The organism is Brevibacterium sp. LE-L, from assembly GCF_050214925.1.
Lineage (GTDB): Bacteria > Actinomycetota > Actinomycetes > Actinomycetales > Brevibacteriaceae > Brevibacterium.
The window spans coordinates 1,218,849-1,239,897 of sequence record NZ_CP189759.1 but is presented as its reverse complement, the minus strand read 5'-3'; the positions used below and the strand labels follow the sequence as shown (position 1 = coordinate 1,239,897).

Genomic DNA, 21,049 nt, shown 5'->3' with positions numbered 1-21,049 from the left:
CGTGGTTCAATTGTTTTAAGTATGACACTCGTCACAGGGAGAAGCAATGAAGCTCGGAACCATGCTCGACACCACCGTTCTGCGTCATCCGGACAAAGAGGCTCTGGCCTATGAGCATCAGCGCTTCACCTACACCGAGCTGCGCCGCCGGGCGCTCAAGGCCGCTCAGGTGCTCACTGACAACGGAATCCGCCCCGGAGACACCGTGGGCATCATGACGTTCAACGTCCCCGGCTTCGTCTTCGCCGCATTCGGCGCCTGGTACCTCGGCGCCACCGTCGTGCCGATCAATCACAAATTCCAGGCCCCGGAGGTCAAGTACACGGTCGAGCATTCGGGCGCGAAGCTCGGCATCGTCAGCACCGAACTCGCCGAGACAGCCCGTGCCGGAGGCCCGGACATCACCTGGCTCGAGACCGAACCCAGCGCCCCGGGCAGCTTCGACACCCAACTCGATGCCGCCGAGGAGGCCGTGCCCGGTGACTTCACCGATGAGCAGGTCGCGCAGATCCTCTACACCTCGGGCACGACGAGCTCCCCGAAGGGCTGCGTGCACACCCACCGCAGCATCTCCCAGGTGGCGACGCTGATCAATCTCAACATGGGCTACCGAGCCGATGACCGCTACCTCATCTGCATGCCGATCTGGCATTCGGCTCCGCTGAACATCAGCCTCGTCCCGACCCTCCAGACCGGCGGCACCGTCGTCCTGCAGCGGGCCTACCACCCGGTGGACTCGATGAAGATCATCGCCGAGGAGGGGATCACGACGTTCTTCGGCCCCACCGTCGCCTATGTCGCGCCGATCATGACCGCGAAGAAGCTCGGCATCGACTTCTCCGACTATGACTTCTCATCCATCCGCAGGTGGAACTACGGAGGGTCCCCGATCGACCGGTCGACGGCGGGAATGCTCATCGACACCTACGGCACGAACCAGTTCTACAACCTGTTCGGCATGTCCGAGATGGGTCCGACCGGATGCCTGCTCGGCCCCGAGGACCAGCTGCGCAAGGCCGGCTCCGTGGGCAGGACGGCGATGATCGGCAATGCGATGCGGGTGGTCAGAGCCGACGGCGCCGAGGCGGGGCCGGGCGACACCGGTGAGATCTGGTTCGCCGGCGACACCCGGATGCGCGAGTACCTCGGCAATCCGCAGGCGACCGAGGCGGCCTTCGACGGTGAGTGGTACAAGACCGGGGATCTCGCCCGCCTCGACGAGGACGGCTACCTGTACATCGTCGACCGGTCGAAGGACGTCATCATCGTCGGCGGGGAGAACGTGTTCTCCCTCGAGGTCGAAGAGGCGGTCATCGCCCATGACCGTGTCGCCGATGTCGCGGTCGTGGCCAAGCCTGATCCGCAGTGGGGCGAGCAGGTCGTCGCCGTCATCGCCACCACCGATGGTGAGGCCTTCGACGTCGAGGAGCTGCGGGACTTCCTGTCCGACAAGCTGGCCCGCTACAAGCTTCCGCGGGAGGTCATCATCACCGAGGAGCTCCCCCGCAACCCCTCGGGCAAACTGCTCAAACACAAGTTGCGCAGCCAGGTGGCTGCCGACTGAGGGCCGACCGGGCATCAGCCCTGGCAGCGGACATCAATCACTTTTTCATTCTGCGTCGTTGGCGGAAGCCCGGCCCCCGAGCGATGAAGACTCCCGATCCGATGCTGCCGCGGACCCGGATGGTGGGGTACCCCTCCTGCGCGGACTCATTGGCTTTGAACGTGATGACGGCGATCGGGCTTCGAGCGAGCCCGGTGGAGTCGACTCCCCAGCTGTCGGGCACGATGAGCTTGAGTGTGCCGGTGCGGGCTGCGACGTCGATATCGATGATCTCCAGGTCGGTGACCACATCGAGGAAGTTGAGTTCGAGCAGCACTCCTGCGGGCTCGCAGCGCAGATATGGCTTCACCGGCCAGCGACCGCGTCTGGTGAGGCCGGTCCACGGCGATCGCAGGATCTCTCGGCTGCCGGGGGACTCACCGGGGCGTGTTTCCATACGCGAACCGTCCGGGGTTCCGCTGACCCCAGTCCCCGAATTTTCCGACGGCAGCTCGGTGACGATGTCGGCGAGGATTCGATCAAGGTCGGCGGGAAATCGCGCGACTGCAACGAGTTCCATGCGGTCGTCGAGTTCTTCGACAGTGATCCTTCCCTCGCCGGCGGCGGTCCTCAAGACCTCGATGGCAGCATCTCGTTCGACGTCGCCGATGCGCACGGCGCGGTCACGGTGGTCAGGGTGGCGATCGTCTTCAGACACATTCATCTTCCTTCCGCAGCAGTCCCGACAATACCGGTTCCTCCGCCCCCTTTTCTGTGGCTGCCGTACTCACCCAAAGCGCACTGACCTCTTTCTGCAGAATCACCCGCCATGCTTCGGTGGCGGCGGGCGTGATCAGACCGAGCCGTCATGAGCTCGCGCCCACGCCAGTCTCCGTGGCCCTCGACCGGCGAACCGACCGATGCGCGGTATAGAACCGACCGGCCGACGGCGGGGCCCACCCCCAGCCCACGCGTCTCACACGGCTTCGAGGGCCTGGACGGGGCTGATCGACGTCGCCGCTCGGGCAGGTTCGCGACTGGCGACGAACACGGCGAAGAGGGTGCCGGCGATGACGGCGATGACGACCGCCCAGGGCACACTCGGGGCGAAGAGGCCGAGCAGGGGTGAGAGCAGTGTCAGCGCACCGACCCAGCCGAAGCCGATGCCCAGCGGCACGGCGACCACGCACGCGGTCAGGCTCAGCTGCAGGCCTTCGGCGGCGATCATGCGGCGCACCCGCTTCGGGGTCTGCCCGAGCGCCATGAGCAGTCCGATCTCCTGAGTGCGCTGTCGCACGGAGAGCATGAGCGTGTTCGCGACGCCGATGACGGCGATGATGACGGAGAAGAGGATGAGGGCGAGCGCGAACAGCATCGACTTGTCGATGACGGTGGCCAGTGCGTCCTCGAGGCCACCCCAGCCCTCTTCGCCGAGTGATCGCGCATACCGCACCAGCTGATCGCGGAAGGTGGTCATGGCGGTCGCGAACATGACGATGAGCGTGATGCCGATGACGAGACCGATGACCGTGCGCGCATTCCGGGTGGGGTGGCGGGCGATCGTCGAGGCGGCCAACCGGGACACCGCGGTGCGCCCGCACAGCCAGCCGATCGCCGACTGCAGGGGCGGCAGGATCCAAGGATGCCCGATGATGACACCGAGGAAGGTCAGGCCTGATCCGAGTGCGGTCAGCACCACGCTCATCAGGCTGATCCGGTGGTCGGCGGCCCCGATCACGGCGTTGACGAGGAACGTCAGCCCCATGGACAGCAGAACCAGCGAGGCGGTGAGTCCGCCGAGGGAGGCGCGGACGTCCTCGGGCCGGCTCTCAACCGCCTGCGAGGTCGCCTCGATCGGTGAGATCCCCGTGATGCGGCGCGCGCCTAGGTACGCCGACAACCAGGTCACCACGATGGTGGCGAGCGAGGGAACCGCCATGGTCGGGGCGAGGAGGGCTACCTCCTCGGTGTTGGCGTCGCCGAGGTAGTTCTGCGCCGCCGTCGCCAGCCCGGTCGACGCGGCAAAGGCGAGCAACGCGGCGGGAACGGAGATGATCAGCCCCTCCACCGAAGCGGCCCTGCGCAGCCGTTTCGATGACGCCCCGATGAGCCGCAGCAGGGCCAGCTGGCGGCTGCGGCCGGCGATGATGATCGAGAACGTGTTCGCGATGACGATTGCAGACACGAAGAGGGCGATGAGGAAGAAGGTGAACCCGACCATCGACAGCAGACTCTGCGCGGTCTCGGATTCGGCGATGATCTTCGCCGAGGACAGCCACGCGGTGAGGATCGCGATGCCCTGCATGATTGCGGTGCCGAAGAGAGCGGCGATGAAGACGACGAGGACGCTGGGAAAGAACTGCCGCGGGTTGCTCCGGATTTCGCGCAGCGGGTTCATCGACTCACCGCAGATTCGGCGCGTTCGTCGATATCGAGCATGGTCGCGGCGATCGCCTCGGCGCTGATGGCATCGCCCAGCTCTGTCACCGGGGTGCCGTCGGCGATGAAGATGACACGGTCGGCGTGGGCGGCGACGATCGGGTCGTGGGTGACGAGCACGATCGATTGGCCGAAGTCCCTGACGGCTTCGGACATGATCGCCATGACGTCGCGACCGGATTTCGCGTCGAGGTTGCCGGTCGGTTCGTCGGCGAAGAGGATGTCGGGCCGGGTCGCGAGCGCGCGGGCGATGGCGGTGCGCTGCTGCTGACCGCCGGAGAGTTCGTTCGGTCGGTGCTTGAGCCGGTCGGCGAGCCCGAGGCGGGCGACGAGGGTGGAGATCCAGGCCCGTTCTTCGGCGTTCGGCTTCCGGTCGTCGAGTTCGAACGGCAGCCGGATGTTCTCTTTGACGCTGAGCGTGGGCACGAGGTTGAAGGCTTGGAAGACGAACCCGATCCTGCGCCGGCGCAGGGCGGTGAGTTCATCGTCGGCGAGACCGGTGATCTCCTGCTCGCCGAGGTGGACCGTCCCCGAGGTGGGACGGTCGAGCCCGGCGAGGACGTGCATGAGAGTCGACTTGCCGGATCCCGAGGGGCCCATCACGGCGGTGAGCCGCGCCGGTGCGATGTCGAGGCTGACCCGGTTGAGTGCGGTGACCGCGGCGCCGGAGGTGTCGAAGACCTTCGAGACCTCGCGGAGTCGGGCGATGGGCATCGGCAAGCCGGTAGTCATGGTGTCCCTCAAGCGTCGGTGCTGGCTGTCTGCTCCAGACTAACGATCATCGGCGCCCTTTGACATGAAAACTGACTGACCAGTAGGTGTGACCGGCCTGGACGGGCGGGGCAGTCCGTCCAACACTGGACGTGAATGCACGAGTGGCCCGGAACAGCTTGTTCCGGGCCACTGGCGCTGGTCAGAGGTGACTCAGACGGAGCGAATTGCTCAGTCCTCGTCCTCCTCGTCCTTCTTCTCGACGACCAGGGTCTCGGTGGTGAGAACCAGAGCGGCGATCGAAGCGGCGTTGCGCAGTGCCGAGCGGGTGACCTTGACGGGGTCGATGATTCCGGCACCGATGAGGTCACCGTAATCACCGGTCGCGGCGTTGTAGCCCTGGCCGGACTCGAGGTCCTGAACCTTGGCGACGACGACGTATCCGTCCTGTCCTGCGTTCGCAGCGATCCAGCGCAGGGGCTGGACGACTCCGCGCTTGACGATGTCAGCACCGGTGGCGGCGTCCCCGGTCAGACCGAGGTCGTTGCCGACGAGGACCTTCGCCGCGTGGATCAGAGCCGATCCACCGCCGGCGACGACGCCCTCTTCGATGGCGGCACGGGTTGCGGACACGGCGTCTTCGACGCGGTGCTTACGCTCCTTAAGCTCCACCTCGGTGGCGGCGCCGACCTTGATGACAGCGACACCGCCGGAGAGCTTGGCCAAGCGCTCCTGCAGCTTCTCGCGGTCCCAGTCGGAGTCGGTGTTCTCGACCTCGGCGCGGATCTGTGCGACACGACCGGCAACAGCATCGTCCGAACCGGCACCATCGATGATCGTGGTGTTGTCCTTGGTGACGGTGATGGTGCGGGCGTTGCCGAGCTCTTCCAGGGTGACCTGGTCGAGCTTCATGCCCATGTCCGGGGTGACGACCTGGCCACCGGTGAGGACGGCGAGGTCCTCGAGGATGGCCTTGCGGCGGTCACCGAATCCGGGGGCCTTGACGGCGGCGACGTTGATGATGCCGCGCAGCTTGTTGACGACCAGGGTCGACAGAGCTTCGCCCTCGATGTCCTCGGCGATGATGAACAGCGGCTTGCCGGCCTGCTGCACCTTCTCGAGGACGGGCAGGAGCTCCTGGATGTTGGAGATCTTGCCCTGATTGATGAGGATGAGAGCGTCGGAGAGCACAGCTTCCTGACGATCGGCATCGGTCACGAAGTGCGGCGAGAGGAAGCCCTTGTCGAACTGCATTCCCTCGGTGATCTCGAGCTCAACAGATGCGGCCTGGGACTCATCGATCGTGATGACGCCGTCCTTGCCCACCTTGTCGAAGGCATCGGCGATGAGCTTGCCGATCTCTTCGGACTGAGCGGACAGTCCGGCGACGTGTGCGATCTCCGAGGAGTCGGCGACGTCGCGGGCGATGGTGCCCAGCTGATCCGAGACAGCCTCGACGGCGGTCTCGATGCCGCGCTTGAGCTGACCGGGTGCGGCACCTGCGGCGACGTTGCGCAGTCCTTCGTTGACGAAGGCCTGAGCGAGAACGGTCGCGGTGGTGGTTCCGTCACCGGCGATGTCGTTCGTCTTGGTGGCGACTTCCTTGGCCAGCTGTGCGCCGAGGTTCTCGTACGGATCGTCGACCTCGACCTCACGGGCGATGGTCACACCATCGTTCGTGATCGTGGGAGCGCCCCACTTCTTATCAAGCACGACATTGCGGCCCTTGGGCCCCAGCGTCACCTTGACGGTGTCGGCGAGAGTGTTGACACCCTTTTCGAGTGCACGACGAGCTTCGTCGTCGAATTCCAATGATTTAGGCATTCGTCCTCCTGTCTGTGAAGTAGTTGTTCAGAGGATTCAGCCGATGACGGCGAGCACGTCGCGAGCCGAGAGCACGAGGAACTCTTCGCCTGCGTACTTGACTTCGGTGCCTCCGTACTTGGAGTAGATGACCTTGTCGCCGACGGCGACGTCGACCGGCACACGGTTTCCGTTGTCAGCAACGCGGCCGGGGCCGACTGCGACAACTTCGCCTTCCTGAGGCTTTTCCTTGGCGGTTTCGGGAATGACCAGACCACTGGCGGTAGTCTGCTCTGCTTCGACCTGACGGATGACAATCCGATCTTCGAGTGGCTTGATGGAGACCGACATTTCGGGCTCTCTCCCTTCGCTGGGTTCTATTTCATTGAGTCAGACGGCGGCTGCTGCCTTGAACCTCTCGTCGTCGCGGGTGCCGAGCGATTCGACCGTCTTATGAAACTGGCACTCGATGAGTGCTAGTGCTAATTCTGACTCTAGAACGGCTTTAGCACTCGGTCAACTTGAGTGCCAACAATTCGTCATGCTCTGGGCGAAAGTTCAGTCTGGGCCCACATGCCGGCCGGGCAGCCCGGCCGGCCTGACCCGACATCCCGTGAATGCAGAGAGCGTGGGCCCCGGGATCTCTCCGCGGGGCCCACGCCCATTCCGACCGCCTCAGCTCAGTTGTCGATATCTGTTGTCAACGGCGGTCAGATCTTGTCTCAGCGAAGGCTCTGGCCGGTGCTCAGGAGCACTGCCACTGACTCCAGCCCTCTTGCGCCTGCAACTTCTTCGCACGCTGGAACTGCTCCTGCGGGCTGGCATCAGACGGGTTGCCGCTGCCACCCATGGATTGCCAGGTCGAGGGCAGGAACTGGAACAGACCGAAGTGGGTGCCGTTCGAGGCCTTCGGATTGAAATTCGATTCGCACTCGACGATCGAATACCACTTGGAGCCGGGTCCGCCGAGCATCGCCTTGATCTCGGCAGTGCTCATCGAGCCGCCGGTCGAACCGGAGTCGCCGCCGCCGGTGCTCGAGTCACCGGAGTCCGAGCCGCCGGAGTCCGAGCTTCCGGAGTCGGAGCCGCCGGTGTCAGCCGGGGTCTCCTTCTTCTTCGTGCCCTGGATGACGACCTTGGTCTTGGGTTCGGAGAGGACCTTCTCGTCCTTCTTCTCCTTCTTCACCTGCTCGCCGTTGATGGTCTTGACCTTGTAGACGACCTGCTTCTGTCCGTCCTTGCCTTCGGACTCGACCTTGGTCTCGCCCTGGTAGAGGGAGTCGGACTTCTTGGTCTCGACCTTGGCCTTGATGGCCTGCTCGTCCTTGACGGTCTTGTTCTCGACGCGGTTGACGGTGAGCACCTGGCCGTCGGAGAGCGAAGCGGACATCGGCACGGACAGGAAGTCGTCCTTCTTGAGCTTGACGCCCGACTCCGTGAGTGCTTCCTTCGCGGTGCCGACTGCGGCCGAGACCTTGTGGTCCTTGCCGTCGGCGACGATGGTGAGATCCTTCGCCGTAGTCACGTCGATGTCGTTGCCGTCTTCCTTCAGCCGCTGCTTGGCATCGGTGTTGAGGTCGGCTCCCTTCGCATCGACTCCGAGGTCGGCAAGCGCCTGACCCACGGTGTTCGCGTTGGTCCACTCGCTGGTCTTCTCTCCGTCGACGGAGAGCGAGACCTTCTTCGCGGTGTTGACGGTGATCGTCATGTCCCGGTCGACCTTCGTGTCGACGCCGGGCTTGACCTTGTCACGCTTATCGAGATCGATGTCGTGGCTGTCGAGGATGTCACCGACATCTCCGCCGAAGGTGCGGATCTCCTCGGCCTGCCCGTTGACCTCCAAGGTCACGGGCTTGTTCATGGAGACGACCGCGCCCGTGCCACCCACGAGTCCGGTAATGACGACCGCCTGTGCGGCGATCTGAACCTTGCGGTTCTTCAGAAAATCAATCACAAAATATCCCTGAGCAGAGTTTATCGACCAGTTCACTGTAACCGATTCGTTACACCGCTGGCAAAATATCACGGAAATGTAACGGTGTGAGTTTCCTGAGGGCGCGTGTCACCTGGGGTTCCCGTGTTTGCGGGGGCGGTGCCGGTCGTGACATTCCCGCGCCGAGGCGGCCCACCGTTACGTGATCGCCGCCATGTTTCGCGGCCGTGTATCGCCGCAGTGATTCGCGACCGTGCATCGCTGCCATCATTCGCGGCTATGCATCGCGGCCACGCATCGCCGCCGTGTATCGCGGCAATGCAACGCGGCCACGCATCGCAGCAGTAAATCTGTCGCAGCGGTGATTCAGTCCCAGCTGCCGAGCGCTCTCTCCGCGTTGGCCAACACCGCCGAGCAGAGATCCTCTTCGCTCATTCCGCGCACCTCGGCGAGTTTCCGGGCGGTGATCGCCGTCAGGTACGGCCCGCCGGGCTTACCGCGGTGCGGGTGCGGGGTGAGGAAGGGGGCATCGGTCTCGGTCAGCAGCAGGTCCAGCGGCGCGGCTGCCGCGGCTCGGCGCAGCTCCTCGGCGTTCTTGAATGTGAGGTTGCCGGCGAACGACATGAAGTAGCCTGCGGCCGCACACTCCCGGGCCATCGCTTCATCACCGGAGAAGCAGTGGAAGATCGTGACCTCGGGGGCGCCTTCCTCTCTGAGGATGCGCAGCACATCGGCGTGAGCCTCGCGATCATGGATCTGCAGGGCCCGACCGGTGCGCTTGGCGATCTCGATGTGGGCGCGGAAGGACCGCTGCTGCTCGGCGATGCCTTCCTCGCCCGTGCGGAAGTAGTCCAGGCCGGTCTCCCCCACCACACGCATCCGGTCGTGGGAGGTCACGAGCGTCTCGATCTCGGTCAGAGCATCGTCGAGCAGACCGCGTTCTGCCAGCCGCGGAGCCTCGTTCGGGTGGAGGGCCGCCCCGCCGAGCATCCACGTCCGGCCGTTGGCAGGAGGTGTGGGCACGGTCGAGCCTAGGGCCGTCCCGGAGATGGTGCCGGCGTATTGGGAGGCGACGAGCTCAGTCGTCCACCTCGCTGCCGGGAGATCGCATCCGATCTGGACGATACGGCGGACCCCCGCCTCGGCGGCGGTGTCGTGGAAGAAATCGAGGGAGGGGAACTCCTCCTCCGCATCCGGGGAGACCTCCGGTTCGGGTTCACCTGCGCCCAAGGGCAGACGCACACCCGTGCAGATGTCGAGGTGGGTGTGGGTGTCGACGATGGGGTGGGTCAGCGGTTCGGGCACCGGTGGATAGGTTCCGGCGGCGCGCGAGGCCATTATTCGGTTTCCTCCACGTACTTCGGGAACACGGGTTCGGGCTTCGGCAGCGGGGTGCCCGGCTCGAGCGGGAACTCCACGGCTGCGAACGATCGGGGATCGACGTCGGCGGCGGCCAGACCGCCGGCGGCCGCCTCGGCGACGTTCGGGGCCAGAGCCGCGGAGGCGTATGCGGCCCCGGCGGCGACGCCGATGGCCGCTCCCGCACTCACGGTTGCCATCGCTTCGGCGCCGGACCCGGACTCGGTGGCGGTCGGCAGCACCTTCGCCCCGGCCTCACTGACTCCGGCGGGCACGCCGAGGAGGTCGAGGATCTTCCCGGCCGCATCGGGCATGACGGGCTGGATGAGGATCGAGATGATGCGCACGACCTCGATCGTCACCCACAGCACGGTGGCCATACGCTCCGGGTCGGTCTTCTTCAGCTTCCACGGCTCCTGCGCGGAGAAGTAGCGGTTGGCCTCGGACAGCACTTTCCAGCAGGCCTCGACGTAGAGGTGGAGGGCCTGGGTGTCGACGTGGCGGCGGGCCGTGTCCGGGACTGCACGTGCCAGGTTCAGAAGGGCCTCGTCCGCCTCGGTGAGGGTGCCGGGCTGCGGTACCTGGGCGTCGCAGTTCTTCTGGATCATCGACAGCGAGCGCTGGGCGAGGTTGCCGTACTCGTTGGCGAGGTCGGCGTTCTTGCGGGTGATGATCGAGTCCTTCGTGTACGAACCATCGTGGCCGTAGGAGAACTCGCGGAAGAGGAAGAAGCGCAGTGTGTCCAGGCCGAAAGCATCGACGAGGTCGAGCGGGTCGACGACGTTGCCGACGGACTTCGACATCTTCTCACCGGAGTTGAAGAGGAATCCGTGGGCGTGGACGCGCTTGGGCAGTTCGATGCCCGCGCTCATGAGGAACGCCGGCCAGTACACGCTGTGGAACCGGATGATGTCCTTGCCGATGATGTGGACGTCGGCGGGCCACCACTTGTTGAGGCGCTCGTCGTCGTTCGGGTATCCGGCGGCGGTGAGGTAGTTGGTCAGGGCGTCGATCCACACGTACATCACGTGCTTCTCATTGCCGGGGACCGGCACGCCCCAGTCGAAGGTGGTGCGGGAGACCGAGAGGTCCTTGAGCCCGGAGGCGACGAAGGAGGCGATCTCGTTGCGACGGGAGTCCGGGCCGATGAACTCCGGATGGGTCTTGTACAGCTCGAGCAGCTTGTCCTGGTACTTCGAGAGGCGGAAGAAGTAGGACTCCTCCTCCGTCCAGGTCACCTCGGTGCGGGTCTCCGTAGACAGGCGCACACCGTCGACGACTTCGGTCTCGTCCTCGGTGTAGAAGGCTTCGTCGCGCACGGAGTACCAGCCGGCGTATGTGTCGAGGTAGATGTCGCCGGCCTCTTCGAGCTTGCGCCAGATCGCCTTCGACGCCTCATAGTGGTCCTCGTCGGTGGTGCGGATGAACCGGTCGAAGGTCGAACCGAGGGCCAGCTGGGTGTCGCGGAAGTTCTTCGCGTTGTCGTCGGCGAGTTGCTTCGGGGTGATGCCGAGCTTGTTCGCCGCCTGCAGCATCTTCAGCCCGTGCTCATCCGTGCCGGTGCAGAAGAAGACCTCGTGATTGTCCAGTCGCTTGAACCGGGCGATCGTGTCGGCCGCAATGTACTCATAGGCGTGCCCGATGTGAATGGCCCCGTTGGGGTAGGCAATCGCTGTCGTCAAGTAGTAACCCATAGGTCACACAGTCTAAGGGACGCGCGGTTGCGGGCGCGCACGGGTGCTTTCAGGCCGGGGGTGCGGGCGGGCACGGGTGCTTTCGGGCCGGGGGTGCGGGTGGGACTTGGCCGAGTCTTCGCGAATAGCCCAGTCTGCGGTGAGTAGCCCATATTTGAAGGTGGGCTATTCACCTCGGACTGGGCTGAAACGGTTCGCACCCCGGCACCAAATCACGGAACCAGCGGCTGCCCGCACCGACGACGCAGTTCAGGTGCTTGAAAGAAGAGCTTCTGCCCGAAGGTCTTCGGGTTCAGAACCTCATGGAACTTGAAGCGCAACACCTTATAGCCCATCGCCAACAGTCGATTATGCTGTCGGCTCTCTTTGTTCATGACGTCAAAGCCGCCGTCAACGTACTTCTGGGTCCCATCCACATAGAGAGCGACCTTGTCCTCGCGAAGGAGGAAGTCGAGTCTTGTCAGAAGTCGGCCGTCATCGGCAATATTCACCTGCTGCACGAAGTCATGCAGCCCCAGAAGATGCAGGTTGAATGCGGCTCTGCTCTCCGCATAGCTTTCGGACAACGGCGAAGCGAGCGCGACCAGTCTCGCAGACACTTTGCCGCCCCGCGTCAGGCGGGCGATGGGCGCTCCGAATAAATCTGCGACTGCACCCGGCACCTCGTCCAGCAGGTGCGACGAATACCCGAGCCTGAAGATCAGATCTTCGTCGTTGCCGAGTAGATGCCATCTGATCACCTGTTCCATTGCGGCAAACGCCGCGGCGCTGCCGAGCTCGGCCCGCAGATCCAAGGCAGTTCGAGCCGGAGAAGTGACTCGGAGCCCCTCCACCTGGCAGACGTCTTCAGCTGAGATTGTTCGGCGTCGCCTGATCAGCTCGGGTGATTTGGTGCTTGACACGGGGTGGAACACCGACACCGGTTCATCCGGCTCGTCGAACATACCGATCCTGTGCAGCCGTGCCGCTGAGACCCCGAACACGGTGTCTTCTGCGCGGTAGTGAGGATAATGAAGGACCTGCAGACGCTTCAGATTCGCCTCGTATCTGCGCCGTTGGGAACGCTCCTTGTCGCGCTGTTCCTCGTGATACGTCATCCAAGCCGAGTCCGTGGCGAAGGGAGAGAAGTATCGGTGGGCACGGACTTCACACCGGCTGACTACCGAATAGACTCCACGCGAGACCTTCAGCAGACAGCATCCCAATGCACTACGGATATCTGCCGTGGAGGCTCCAGCATTGCGAAGATCCTTGAAATGCACGACGTTGTTCTTCATGCCGGCACACTGCCGAACCACGTTCTGATACAGCAATACTCAATTCAGTTGCTGTGGAGTCAGCTCCGGCGTCCACACAGCGACAACGTCTCAGCACGGAGTCCGTCAACAAGCGTCAGCGCTCGAGTCGAGCCGTCGTCAGCCTCCGGGAACGCGCGCCACTCGCCCCCGGGAGCACATGAGAACAGCGTCAACCAACCATTCAACCTCGCTCATAGCCCAGTTTGAGATGAATAGCCCACCTTCAAATGTGGGCTACTCACCCAAAACTGGGCTGCCAGTTGTCCACACCCTGCTGCGCACGAGTCGCGTCACTCGCGGTGAAGCCAGGCTTCGTAGACGTCGCGCTTCGACAGGCCGAACTTCTTCGCCACCTGCCCGGCCGCATCCTTCGCACGTATCCCGGACTCGACGAGTGCGCTGACCTCGCCGAGGTGGTCCTCCGGAGCCGTCTCGACTTCGGTGGCACCGGCGAGCACGAGGGTCAGTTCCCCTCGCAGTCCCGCTGCGGCGCGTTCACGCAGCGAACCGACGGTCCCCCGCAGCGTCTCCTCGTAGGTCTTCGTCAGTTCACGGCTGATGCTCATGGGTCGATCTTCGCCGATGACCTCGGCGAAGTCATCCATCGTGTCGGCGATCCGGTGGGGGCTTTCGAAGAAGACCATCGTCCGCTTCTCCGCCTTGAGCTCCTCGAGCAGGCTCTTGCGCTGACCGGATCTGCGCGGCAAGAAGCCCTCGAAGCTGAACCGGTCGCTCGGCAGCCCGGAGACCGCCAGGGCCATCAGTACCGCGGACGGGCCCGGCGTCGACGTGATCGGCAGTCCCGCCTCGGCGCAGGCTCTGACCACGCGATATCCGGGGTCGGACACGGCCGGCATCCCCGCGTCGGAGAGCAGCACCACGGTCTGCCCCGCATTGATGAGCTCGACCAGCTCGGGGGCGCGATGGCCCTCGTTGTGGTCGAATACGCTGATGATCCGGTTCGTGTGGCTCAGCTGCAGACGCTGCGCCAGAGAGAGGAACCGGCGGGTGTCCTCGGCGGCGATGACGTCGGCGGTTTCGATGGCCTGCCGCATCCGCGGACTCGCATCGCCGAGGTTGCCGATCGGAGTCCCGACGAGGATGAGTCGCCCGCCGGTGAGGTCCGGACCCGACCTCGCTGGGACGCAACGGTCGTCGTCATCGGGGTCGGGCACCTCGGCGAGGGTGTCGTTGGGGTCGGGTGCCTCGGCGGGGGCGCCGTCGGGGTCGGGTGCCTCGGCGGGGGTGTTGTCGGGGTCGAGCTGAGGCTCAGACGTGCTGGGGTCTTCGGTCAAGATGCGGCTGCTCCGGTGGCGAAGAGCAGAGCGAACGTACCGAAGTAGAAGAGGAGGATCACGCCCCAGAAGAGGAGCCACAGTCCCGTGCCGATATAGCCGACCCACAGGGCGGCAACTGCCATGCCGTCGCCGCGCTCACCGCGTTCCTTGATCTGCTTGCGTGCGATATGGCCCATGATGACGCCGGCGATGCCGCCGATGAAGACTCCGGAGACGACGCCGAAGATCGAGGCGCACATGCCGATGATGGCCAGCACATTGTTCGGCGGCAGCGGTTGGTAGACGTACCCCGGCCCGACGGCATACTGAGCGTTTGCCGCATATCCGGGGTTCTGGCTGTATGACTGGGCACCGAGGCCGCCCGAGTTCGACAAGGGCTGCTGGTAATACATGTCCGGATTGTTCCAGTTGTTCTGGCTGCTCATGATGAGGTCTCCTTGCGTCTGCCTTCAACGGTACAGAGTCGTCGTTTCGGGCAAAAGGCGGCGCGGTTACAGGTCTGTCACAGTTGTGGTTTCGAAAGTCGTCGTCTGTCGTCGTCTGTCGTGGGCCGTCGTCTGTCGTTGTCTGTCGTTGACCGTCGTCGTCTGCCCGGGCGGGGTCAAACACTCGTGGCGCGCCCGAGGCACGAGCCTCAGCTGATCGTTCCGGTCTCGGCAGCGATGGCGAATCCCATGACTAGCGCAATGATGCCCAGGTACACCAACCAGAACACGATCCAGAAGATCACGCTCAGGTAGCCCACCCACAGTCCGGCCACGGCCATGCCGTTGCCTCGTTCGCCTCGGCGTTTGATCTGCCTGCGGGCGATGTGGCCGAAGATGATGCCGATGAAACCGAGGAAGAAGGCCGATGAGATGAACGAGATGACGGAGAGCACCAACGCGACGATCGCCGAGGAGTTCGTCGGCGCGACCTGCCGGTAGACGACGACCGGTGCCGCATTGCCGTAGCTGGCGACCGGTGCCGCGTTGCCGTAGGTGACGGGCCCGATTCCGGGTGCCGGAGTGGGTACGGAGACAGGGCCGTGCACAGGAGCTGGCGTGTGAGCCGCCGGAGCCGCCACCTGGGCCCGCGCTGCAGGAGTGTGCATCTGGGCCCGCGCTGCAGGGGTCGCCGGCGCACGGTTCGATCCGGTGTAAGTGCACCCGATGGGCAGTACGCGGGTATCCATGTCAGTTGCTCTCCGATGGCTGTGGCGGGTGTTCGAGACACCGTGCGATCCGGTTCTCGATGACTGATGTCAACGCTATCGGGGCGTGGGTGCCCTCAACGGCGAATCGTGTTCCAGTCCTGCACCACCCGTGACAAGGCAGCACCCACCTCCGCTGAGGCGGCTCAGTACCCGCTGCCGAGCATGGCCATGAAGCCGAGTCCGAAGAATCCGATCACAATGATGAGACCCAGCAGACCGAGCGCGATGCTGACGTAGCCCATGATGAGGCCGGCAATGCCCTGCCCACGGCCGTCTTCGCCGGTGCGTTTGATCTGCCCGAGTCCGATATGGCCGAAGATCACTGCCAGCAGCGGGGCGATCCACAGGAACATCGCGACGATGCTGAACAGGATGCCGATGACAGGCACCATGGACAGCAGGCCGCAGACGAAGCCGCCGCCGAGTCCGACGATGCCCATCCACATCGACCACACGGCCATCTTGTTCGGCACGGGACGCACGATCATCGGCTGGGCGCCGTAGGTCATCGGCTGGCTGTAGGAACCCTGTTGGCCGTAGCCGTATGAGCCGGGCTGACTGTACGAACCGTAGGAACCCTGTTGGCTGTAGGCATCGGGCTGGTTGTATCCGGCCGCCTGCCCGTACGCACCGTTGGCACCGAACTGGCTGTAACCGTCCTGGCTGTAGCCGCTCTGGCCGTAACTTCCGCCCTGGCTGTAACCACCCTGGACGTAGCTTCCGCCTTGGCTGTAACCACCCTGGCTGTAGCCGCCCTGGCCGTATTGCTGACCCTGCGAGTACTGCCCCGCGCCGGAACCGTACTGTTCGGCCCCGGGACCCGAGCCGTACTGCCCAGCACCCGAGCCATACTGTTGGCCCTGCCCCGAACCGTACTGTGGCTGGGATCCGTAGTTGTTGTTGACCTGCTGCGAGCCGACCTGAGGTGGGTCGCTCGGGCGATATTCGGGGTTGTTCGACACGTTCGGCACCGTTCTCCACTCAGACACTCTTCGTTCCCTACTACCCTAGTGGTGTCGACTGCAGAATGCCCAACGATCTCGGCACGATCGTCTCCGGCAACGTCACGCTTCCCACCACGCGCCGCCCCGCCTCGGCGTCACGCTTCCCACCACACGCCGCCCCGCCTCGTCTCCGGCGGCGTCACGCTTCCCACCACGCGCAGAGGCTCGTCGCCTGCTCCCTGCGGGTCGCATGAGAGTCCGCCCCGCCGTGATCTCTAAACCTTGATCCACCGATGCGAGTAGCCGGATCAAGCCGCGCGTGAAATGGAAATGCCCCTCCTGAACTGGGAAAATGGTGATGTTCTAAGTCTCCATATCCCACACAGAAAGGGGCACCTCTCAGGTGCTATTCAACCACACACCCACGACTGTGTCCCACTCCTTCGACGACACGAACCTCACCGCTGCCACCGGGCTCGTCCCGACCATGGCACTGGCCCAGAACGCCGCCCTGCCAGACCTTGCCGATGACCATCTGACCGTGACCACCACCGGGGCCGATAAGGGCGCGAACCCAGCAGCGAAGCTGGCCACACTGGTCGCGGGGATGGCCGCCGGGGCTGACTCGATCGATGACATGAACATCCTCCGCCACGGCGGCATGAAACACCTCTTCGACCGCGTCTATGCCCCTTCGACTTTGGGCTCGTTCCTCCGCTCGTTCGCCTTCGGCCACGTCAGACAACTCGACGCCATCTCCTCCCGCTTCCTGACCAACCTCAATGAACACACCCCTCTGCTGCCGGCCAGTCAGGACAACGAGCAATCATCCACAGTCTTCGTCGATGTCGACGACACCGTCATCGACGTTCACTCTGCGTCGAAGCAGGGAGCTGGGTTCGGCTACCAAGGCAGTCGCGGCCTCAACGCACTGTTGGCGACCGCGTCAACCCGCGACTCCAGCCAGATCATTGTGGGCCAGCGTCTGCGCAAAGGCTCGACCTCGTCAGCACGTGGTGCTGATAAGTTCGTCTCCGACGCTGTGGCCACCACCAAACGCATCAACCCTGGTGCTGCGGTGCTCGTTCGCGCTGACTCGGCATACTACTCATCGACCGTGACCAAAGCCGCCCACGATGCCGGGGCCAATGTGTCGATCACGGTACGCATGGACAAGAGGGTCAAAGCAGCGATCGGAACGATCAGCGACGACGCATGGACTGGCATCGAGTACCCCGATGCGATCTATGACGAGGAGTCCGGTGCCTGGGTCAGTAAGGCTGAAGTCGCCGAGGTTCCGTTCACCGCGTTCACCTCGAAGAAGAAGGCGCTGCAAACTACGGGCCGCTTGGTCGTCCGCCGCATCCCGGAGCTCAACGAGACGAAACGCGCTGCCGGGCAGGACCCATTGTTCGACTTGTTCCGTTACCACGCGTTCTTCACCACCGTCGATCAGGATCGTTTCGACACCGTTGTTGCTGATCAAGTGCACCGCAGGCACGCGATCATCGAGCAGATCAATGCGGAACTGAAAAATGGTGCCCTGGCGCATATGCCCTCCGGAGTGTTCAACGCCAACGCTGCCTGGCTCACGATCGCAGCGATCACTCACAACCTGTTACGGGCGGCTGCCGGGATCATCGGCGGGCGGATGAGCAAAGTGCGCGCCCAGACGCTGCGGACACGGATCATCGGGGTTCCGGCTCGGATTGCTCACCGGGCCAGGAAACTGATCCTGCACCTGCCCAGAGCCTGGCCGTGGGCGACGGAGTTCTCCCGGTTATGGCAATCGGCGTTGGGACCACCCCGGACAATGTCGACCTGACCAATTCGCCCTTTGGAAGGGGGCCCGAGACCGCAGTCATGGAGGAGGCTCTGGGAGGCTCAATGTGGAAGAGACCGGTGAGAGACCGGGACACTACCTCCTGCCCACTCATCGTGCCCAAGCTCAAATTCGAGTGGGCCACCGGACATCAAGCAGATCGGTGGATCAAGGCTAAACTGGAAGGCGATGACACACACCGCAGACTCCCCGGCCCCCACCAGGCGCATCGCCCGCGAGCGCCGGGCCAGGCACCGCGAAAAGGTCCGCGTCGGAGCCGCAGCCATGCGCCGGAAGACCTTCCACGCCGGCATGTGGGCGACCCGCGCCCCCGTGTGGATGTGGCCGGCGCTGCTCGTCATCACCGTCATCGGCTTGGCCCTGCGTCTGTTCCGCCTCGGCTTTCCCCACCGACTGATCTTCGACGAGACCTACTACGTCAAGGACGGCTACTCGGTCTTCAACTTCGGCTACGAACGCTCGTGGCCGGAGAACGCCGACGACTCCTTCAACGCCGGCGACCCCAGCGTCATCGAACCGAGTCCCGAATACGTCGTCCACCCGCCGTTGGGCAAATGGCTCATCGGCGCAGGCATGGACATCTTCGGTGCCGACGATTCGTTCGGCTGGCGCTTCTCCGTGGCGATCATCGGCACTCTGACGATCTTCCTCATGGGCGTCATCGCCTGGAAGCTGCTGCGCTCACCGTTCTTCGCCTGCGTTGCCGCCGGCCTGCTCGCCATCGACGGCGAGCACTTCGTCCATTCCCGCACGAGCCTGCTCGACATCGTGCTCATGGCCTTCGTCCTCCTCGCCTTCTTCTTCATCCTCCTCGATCGCGAATTCGTCACGAAGCGTCTGGCCACCTGGACCCAGCGCACCTCTGAGAGCGGAAGCCTCACCCCCACGCGCGCCGAACCGCACCGGCAGTCCCCCGCCGAGGCGGCCACCCCCTCCGCAGACTCCCACGGATCCGTCGCTTCCGCAGATTCCCCCGGATCCGTCGCTTCCGTACCGGTCTCCGTCCCCACTGCCGAGGAACGAAGGCGCCACCGGAAACGGCGGGACGAGATCAATTTCGGGCCCCGCCTCGGCGTGCGTCCCTGGATCATCGCCGCGGGAATCAGCATCGGTCTGGCGATGGGCGTGAAGTGGTCGGGCCTGTACGCGGCTGCGGTGTTCGGGATTCTCCTCGTCGCGTGGGATGTGCATTCGCGGCATCGGGCCGGGGTCGTGCACCCGTGGCTGGGCGCGCTCATTCGCGACAGCATCATGTCGTTCCTCAAGTTCGTGCCGGTCGCGTTCGTCACCTATCTGGCGTGCTGGTCGGGCTGGATCCGGTCGACCGATGCGTGGGATCGGCAGTGGGCGGCCGAGAACTTCGGCTGGTGGCAGTCGCTGCCGGACTGGCTGCAGTGGTTGCCGTCGCTGGCGCACTACCACTACACGGCGTATTCGTTCCATGTCGGTCTCGACTCCGAGCACCCGTACATGTCGAACCCGTGGGGTTGGATCGTGCAATGGCGGCCGACGTCGTTCTACTACGAGTCCTACGACCACGGTTCGATGGGGTGTGTGGCGGAGAAGTGCTCCTCGGCGATCACCTCGGTCGGCAACCCCGTCATCTGGGGACTGGCACCGTTCGCCCTGCTCATCTGCCTTGTCGTATGGATCATCCGCCGCGATGTTCGCCCGGCCGTCATCCTCGGCGGCCTCGCCGCGACCTGGCTGCCCTGGTTCGCCTACCAGGACCGGACGATCTTCACCTTCTACACGATCGTCATGGTGCCGTTCGTGGTGCTCGCCGTGACCTACTGCCTCTCGCTGCTGTGGGGTCACGCGGGCAGGGACCGTAGTCCGGCAGGGGGCGGGAGTGCGGCTCGTGGCGGTCGTGGCAACGGTGCGGCAGAGGCCGGGAGTGTAGGTCGTGCCGGGAGTGTAGGTCGTGCCGGGAGTGCAGCTCGTGCCGGGGGCAGCGGTGTGGCTGGGGTCGGCAGTGCAGCGAAGCGGAGATTCGTTCGCATCTCAGCGGCTCTGTTCGCTCGCCGATTCACTGTCGGCATCATCCTCGCGGCGGCAGTCCTCGCCTTCGCCTACTTCTGGCCCGTCTACACCGGCGAAGTCATCCCGTTCTCTGCCTGGAACGACCGCATGTGGAACATCACCTGGCGCTGACCGTCTGGCCGCAGGCTACCTGGCCGTGGATCGTTTGGCCGCGCGGTACCTGACCGCTGACCGTTTGGCCGCGGGATACCTGACTCCTGACCGTTTGACCGCTGGGTGCCGCGCTTCGTCGGCCTCTCACGCCGCTGCCCCGGGCCCGAAACCAGCTTTCGTCCACGCACTTCTATATTTCGTCCGGCCTCTTCCAGGTTTCGTCCACGAATTTCCACTTTTCGTCCAAGCAGTCAGTTCGCGTCCTGATGAAATGGACGAAAAGTGTTCAAGCGGCCCACCCACGACGCAAAGGGTGCTTCGCAGCCACAAGTCGTCGCCACCAGCCCACCCGAAGCCATTGCCCGGGCCGCTCCAGCTGCCGCGCAAAGTTGTCGCGACCGCTGCCTCAGCCGCCTGCGACCGCCACCTGCAGAAACGTTGCACGCCACCGCTCTCGTCGACGCTTCAGGCGGTCCGTCACGGCTTCGCCACCGAAGGGTCGCCTCGGCGACATGGCGTGTTCACCTGGAGGTAACACCGCGTCGTTAGCGTCGAATCATTGTGAATGAGCTTTCGACGACCCACGCACCCAACGCACCCGAGCAGACGCCGGCTGCGAGCACCACCACGGCCGCAAGCGAAGCGGCAGAAAGCGCCCCCACTGCCGCGAACGCCCCCGAGCAGACACCGGCAGAACGCACCACTTCGACATCGGCCGGCACGCTACACGCCGAACCCAACGCACCAGTCGGCACGCTTCACGCCGAACCCGCCGAACCAGCCGGCACGCTTCACGCCGAACCCGCCGAACCAGCCGGCACACCCCACGCCACACCGACCGGCACGCCACACG

17 protein-coding genes are annotated in these 21,049 nt (G+C 64.4%); 4 read left to right on the top strand and 13 right to left on the bottom strand.

Annotation, left to right across the window (positions count from 1 at the left end; genetic code table 11):
• Positions 1–46 precede the first annotated feature (46 nt).
• Entirely contained in the window at positions 47–1,564 is a 1,518-nt protein-coding gene (locus ACQE2J_RS05555) for a class I adenylate-forming enzyme family protein (RefSeq protein ID WP_426937283.1), read from the top strand.
• Between the two features lie 37 nt (positions 1,565–1,601).
• Here the strand turns inward: ACQE2J_RS05555 and ACQE2J_RS05550 are convergent, their stop codons facing one another.
• The 13 genes from ACQE2J_RS05550 to ACQE2J_RS05490 all read right to left on the bottom strand — a co-directional run bounded on the left by ACQE2J_RS05550 (position 1,602) and on the right by ACQE2J_RS05490 (position 16,262).
• A complete protein-coding gene (locus tag ACQE2J_RS05550; RefSeq protein WP_426937282.1) occupies positions 1,602–2,261 on the bottom strand; it encodes a DUF1707 SHOCT-like domain-containing protein in 660 nt (219 codons plus the stop codon).
• 258 nt (positions 2,262–2,519) lie between these two features.
• Positions 2,520–3,941: an FtsX-like permease family protein gene (locus ACQE2J_RS05545; protein ID WP_426937281.1), complete on the bottom strand. Its 1,422-nt coding sequence runs from the start codon at positions 3,939–3,941 to the stop codon at positions 2,520–2,522.
• Positions 3,938–4,714, bottom strand: a complete 777-nt coding sequence (locus tag ACQE2J_RS05540; protein ID WP_426937280.1) for an ABC transporter ATP-binding protein — start codon at positions 4,712–4,714, stop codon at positions 3,938–3,940. Before ACQE2J_RS05540 ends, ACQE2J_RS05545 begins: the two co-directional genes overlap by 4 nt.
• A 210-nt stretch (positions 4,715–4,924) precedes the next feature.
• Entirely contained in the window at positions 4,925–6,517 is a 1,593-nt protein-coding gene (gene groL / locus ACQE2J_RS05535) for a chaperonin GroEL (RefSeq protein ID WP_135540341.1), read from the bottom strand.
• A 36-nt stretch (positions 6,518–6,553) separates the two neighbouring features.
• Positions 6,554–6,847 carry a co-chaperone GroES gene (gene groES, locus ACQE2J_RS05530; protein WP_039209993.1) on the bottom strand — a complete coding sequence of 98 codons (294 nt, stop codon included), beginning with the start codon at positions 6,845–6,847 and terminating at the stop codon, positions 6,554–6,556.
• 394 nt (positions 6,848–7,241) lie between these two features.
• A complete protein-coding gene (locus ACQE2J_RS05525) occupies positions 7,242–8,450 on the bottom strand; it encodes a ubiquitin-like domain-containing protein (protein WP_425120252.1) in 1,209 nt (402 codons plus the stop codon).
• A gap of 345 nt (positions 8,451–8,795) precedes the next feature.
• Complete coding sequence (locus tag ACQE2J_RS05520; RefSeq protein ID WP_426937279.1) at positions 8,796–9,767, bottom strand: TatD family hydrolase; 972 nt, start codon at positions 9,765–9,767, stop codon at positions 8,796–8,798.
• On the bottom strand, positions 9,767–11,482 hold the full coding sequence (metG, locus tag ACQE2J_RS05515) for a methionine--tRNA ligase (RefSeq protein ID WP_426937278.1): 1,716 nt from the start codon (positions 11,480–11,482) through the stop codon (positions 9,767–9,769). The genes ACQE2J_RS05520 and metG overlap by 1 nt, the downstream gene beginning before the upstream one ends.
• Before the next feature lie 212 nt (positions 11,483–11,694).
• Positions 11,695–12,759 carry a hypothetical protein gene (locus ACQE2J_RS05510; protein ID WP_135540349.1) on the bottom strand — a complete coding sequence of 355 codons (1,065 nt, stop codon included), beginning with the start codon at positions 12,757–12,759 and terminating at the stop codon, positions 11,695–11,697.
• Between the two features lie 311 nt (positions 12,760–13,070).
• Positions 13,071–13,955, bottom strand: coding sequence for a 16S rRNA (cytidine(1402)-2'-O)-methyltransferase (gene rsmI, locus ACQE2J_RS05505; RefSeq protein WP_193096446.1), 885 nt, complete (start codon positions 13,953–13,955; stop codon positions 13,071–13,073).
• A 116-nt stretch (positions 13,956–14,071) separates the two neighbouring features.
• Positions 14,072–14,503, bottom strand: a complete 432-nt coding sequence (locus tag ACQE2J_RS05500) for a DUF4190 domain-containing protein (protein WP_425120254.1) — start codon at positions 14,501–14,503, stop codon at positions 14,072–14,074.
• A gap of 209 nt (positions 14,504–14,712) precedes the next feature.
• Positions 14,713–15,252: a DUF4190 domain-containing protein gene (locus ACQE2J_RS05495; protein ID WP_425120255.1), complete on the bottom strand. Its 540-nt coding sequence runs from the start codon at positions 15,250–15,252 to the stop codon at positions 14,713–14,715.
• A 164-nt stretch (positions 15,253–15,416) separates the two neighbouring features.
• The gene (locus ACQE2J_RS05490) at positions 15,417–16,262 is read right to left on the bottom strand and encodes a DUF4190 domain-containing protein (RefSeq protein WP_240689871.1); all 846 of its coding nucleotides are present in this window, start codon (positions 16,260–16,262) and stop codon (positions 15,417–15,419) included.
• A gap of 38 nt (positions 16,263–16,300) precedes the next feature.
• Here ACQE2J_RS05490 and ACQE2J_RS05485 point away from each other — a divergent pair, with 38 nt between their 5' ends.
• From ACQE2J_RS05485 to ACQE2J_RS05475, 3 genes are all read left to right on the top strand, one after another.
• Entirely contained in the window at positions 16,301–16,471 is a 171-nt protein-coding gene (locus tag ACQE2J_RS05485; RefSeq protein ID WP_425120256.1) for a hypothetical protein, read from the top strand.
• Positions 16,472–16,647: 176 nt separating this feature from the next.
• Positions 16,648–18,042 (top strand): IS1380 family transposase, encoded by a 1,395-nt coding sequence (locus ACQE2J_RS05480; RefSeq protein WP_426937234.1) that lies wholly within the window; start codon positions 16,648–16,650, stop codon positions 18,040–18,042.
• Positions 18,043–18,228: 186 nt separating this feature from the next.
• Entirely contained in the window at positions 18,229–20,214 is a 1,986-nt protein-coding gene (locus tag ACQE2J_RS05475; RefSeq protein ID WP_240689873.1) for a dolichyl-phosphate-mannose--protein mannosyltransferase, read from the top strand.
• Positions 20,215–21,049: the final 835 nt, after the last annotated feature.